General features: G+C 62.4%; 3 protein-coding genes. All 3 read right to left on the bottom strand.

Translation table 11 applies throughout. From position 1 onward, the window contains the following. On the bottom strand, nucleotides 1-936 hold a 936-nt coding region (locus tag ACFMO5_RS04295; protein ID WP_376791521.1), incomplete at its 3' end, for a thiamine pyrophosphate-binding protein. Nucleotides 937-1,475: 539 nt separating this feature from the next. After that, nucleotides 1,476-1,916, bottom strand: a complete 441-nt coding sequence (locus ACFMO5_RS04290; protein WP_376791520.1) for a sortase — start codon at nucleotides 1,914-1,916, stop codon at nucleotides 1,476-1,478. A gap of 361 nt (nucleotides 1,917-2,277) precedes the next feature. Continuing rightward, nucleotides 2,278-3,090 carry a hypothetical protein gene (locus tag ACFMO5_RS04285; RefSeq protein WP_376791519.1) on the bottom strand — a complete coding sequence of 271 codons (813 nt, stop codon included), beginning with the start codon at nucleotides 3,088-3,090 and terminating at the stop codon, nucleotides 2,278-2,280. Nucleotides 3,091-3,514: the final 424 nt, after the last annotated feature.

The following is a 3,514-nucleotide window of genomic DNA, read 5'->3' as shown; positions in this document are numbered from 1 at the left end:
GAAGGCGGAGAGCTTGCCGGTCACCCGGTCGTCGAACCGGGCGCCGACGGCGATGATGAGGTCGGAGAAGTTAATGGCGAAATTGGCGTAAACGGTCCCATGCATCCCCAGCATCTTGAGGGAATAGGGATGGTCCTCGGGAAAAGCGCCCAGGCCCATCAGGGTGGTGGTCACCGGGATGCGGGCCTTCTCCGCCAGGGCGCGAATCTCCGGAGCCGCGCCGGAATGGATGGCCCCTCCGCCCACGTAGAGGATCGGACGCTGGGATCCGGCGATGAGATCGGCGGCGCGCCGCAGCGCTTCCTCGTCGGGGAACGAAGGGCGCGGACGTGCAAGCCGGAAGGCCTGGGGGTCCTCAAAGGTGAACTCTGTCTCAGCGAGCAACACGTCGCGGGGGAGATCCACCAGCACCGGGCCAGGGCGCCCATCGGTGGCCAGGCGGAAGGCCATGTGGACCGCCTCCATCGCCTGGGCCGGTGCTCTCACCAGCCAGTTGTGCTTGGTGACGGACATCGTGAGGCCGATGACATCGGCCTCCTGGAAGGCATCGCCGCCCATAAAGAACGTGGGGACCTGCCCGGTGATCGCCACAACGGGGGTGGAATCCATCATGGCATCGGTGAGGCCGGTGACCAGGTTGGTCGCGCCGGGGCCGGAGGTCGTGAAGCACACCCCGGGCCTCCCCGTGGCCCGGGCGTAGCCCTCGGCCATGTGGATCGCGCACTGCTCGTGGCGGACCAAGACGTGGCGGATCTGGGGGTAATCGTAGAGGGCGTCGTAGAGCGGCAGGGAGGCGCCGCCGGGGACGCCGAAGATGACCTCCACGCCCTCGCGGACCAACGCCTCCATCACCGCCCACGCCGTCTTCATCCGACGGCGCTCCCGTCGGACCGCGCGAGGAGCCACCTGGGTCTGGGTGATCGCCGCGGCTTCCATCGGATCCCTCCTTTCAGCGAGCGGGGGATAAAAAAGGAGGGGGCCTCCCGTTTGGGAGGCCCCCTCTTGAGCAACCGATAGATGAAATGATACGCTGGGCTAACCGGGGGTGGCTCCCTCCCAAACGGGCATCGCCTCTCCGAGGCGAAGGATGCCCCGAAGAATGAGGGCGATAAGGACGAGGGAGAGAACCACCCAACCGAATGTCATGGGCGACCGTTCCTGCCTGTCTAAGATTTGACGTTGTTTATAGCATAAACCAGGAATTTTGTCAAGACCCCTGACCGCTCCGCTGGGCCCGCAATCCACAACCCGGTAGGCAGGTCGACGTTCGCTCCAGTGGAGGAGCGAAGCCCGCAACCCGCTGAGGGATGAGAGGAGAAATTATAAAGCAGTTCGGAGCTCGCGAGGGAAGGCGGAAGGGCTCCACCCCCAAAGCTCCTGAGGGAATCAACGGCGTAATTTCTTAAAAAATATTTGGGGGCTATGTGATCCCTCTTGTGCGGCCTGGATAACCTCCTGAACCCCGTCTGATGGCCCTATGGGCTGTGAGAAGGATGGGCGATAACAATCAGGCGGTGGGAATTGCTCCAGGGAGGCCAGCAGGTGACCAAGGTCAGCCGTTCATCCGGAGTGGGCTGGATCCATCGGGCGTTCGCCTGTCGAACGGCCAGCGGCTGGCCGCGTTCCGGGAGGATATGGAGCTCGACCACTTCATAGGGGAAAACCCGATCGCGGGTATAGATCCAGATGCGATCCCCAAGCTTCAAATCAGCCAGGCGGCGAAACACAGCCCCTGCGATGTTGTTGTGGCCGCTGAGCACCATATTGCCAGGCGCTCCCGCCCGGGCTGAGCTCGGATGCCACCCCGCCGCCCTACGGTCTGGCGCCAGCCACTCGCGGTAGCGGCGCCCGTTGATCGAGACGACGCGCGATCCCGCCGGAACAATTGGCGTATCCAGGGCGATCGCTGGAATCACCAGGCGCTCAGGGATCCCTCCCGCGGGAGCTTTCGCAGGCCTCCCAATCCACCTCATCGCCGATTCGTGCCCGGATACTCCCCACCGGATTGGATCCTCGAGGGAGGCCCCAGGGACCGCTTCCATCAAGAAAGGTTCCGGTTCCCCTATAGAGCTCAAAGGCGTTCCTGCGATTGTCGCCGCTTTTTCTCGCTCCCATGCGGCGGGCGCGGCTCCGGGGAGCCCTCCCAGGATCAGCCCGAGGCCTAAAATCCAGTATCCGTGAGTCCATATCTGGGCGGATTCTCGGTCAAAGCGCACGTTTTCTCCCAATGCGGCCTGCACCCTCTGGTTGCTGGCCATCATCTCCTTCCCCCGAACACTACACCCGGTCCCTGCGGCGAGAGCGCCATCCCAACACCAGCCCTCCGGCAATCCACAGGGCCAGCGCCAGGATCCATGGAACCGGGAGCTGAGGGCCCTCCGCGCCCATGCGGCCCAGCAACTCCCCATTTAAAGGCTCCGTGGGAAGCGGGGTCGGATCCGTGGGAGGCGGAACCGGAGGAGCTACGGGCGGAACGGCCGTTGGAGTTCCCGTGGGGGACGGGCTGGAAGGAGGCGTGGGAGGAGCAGCAACCAACGTCGGCGTAGAGGTCGGAGTCCAGGAGGGTGTGGGCGAAGGAGTGATCGCCGGGGAAGGCGTCGCTGTCGGCCGGACAGCCAAACAGAAGATATCCCAGGGATGTCCGGGGCCAATGGTCCCAAGCAGATTTATCCCTGCCTGGGCGTCGGCCTCCGTGGGATAGACCTCGAAGACCAGATCCACATGCATCTCGAAGAACCCATCGGGCCATGCCTCCCAGGCTGGATAAACGATCTCCAGGCGATAATCCCCACCCTGGAACACATCCCATCGCTGCACCAACTGACGGCCGCCGTTGTCCGGGATCACGAAATCCAGCTGGACGTATCCCTTCAACCATCGGGTTCCCACATTGCTTAAGGCGACCACGTCGGAGTCGGTGCCAGAGGGGCAGATCATGTAGGTTTGAGGGGCCGTCAGCACGATATCGCTGATGCTGGGGTTTCCGCCATGATCCGCCTTCGCGGGAACGGGAAGCGCTCGCACTTCGTAAAGCAATCCAAGCAGCAGGATGAGCAGACCCAACGTCCGTGCTTTGCGAAAACGGGTCACAGTTTTTGCTCCTTATCTTGAGTTCATATTTAATAAATCGGTTATGTAATATATAATCATTGCCAAAGTTGGAAATTAGTGAAAAGATCGTTAAGAGCACAATTTCACTTATGGGGAGCTTTTAGAAGCCAGGATGGGGTCTGAGGGGCAAGACGCGGGACGTGTGGTTGGTCGTCCGCAAGGCCTGGCCAAAGACCGAAGGCGCCCGCTGATCCAAGGGGTCCCTGGGTTCGGGGACTAGGGCCGTTCATAAGTAGAGCGCTTAGCGCCCGTTGGGGATCACCTCCCTCAGCCCTCGAAATCGTTCCGTGACTCATCGTCATCGATTTCACCCCGCGGGGTTCCACAGATGACCGGTCCCTTCCTGCTTCATCGACCCATAGCTCGTAGACCGGGCCGGGTGACCCGTTCCGCCGCCAGAGGG

It is taken from the genome of Thermoflexus sp. (assembly GCF_042408365.1).
Taxonomy (GTDB): domain Bacteria; phylum Chloroflexota; class Anaerolineae; order Thermoflexales; family Thermoflexaceae; genus Thermoflexus.
The sequence above is the reverse complement of the archived record's forward strand: the minus strand, read 5'-3'. Positions and strand labels throughout refer to the sequence as shown.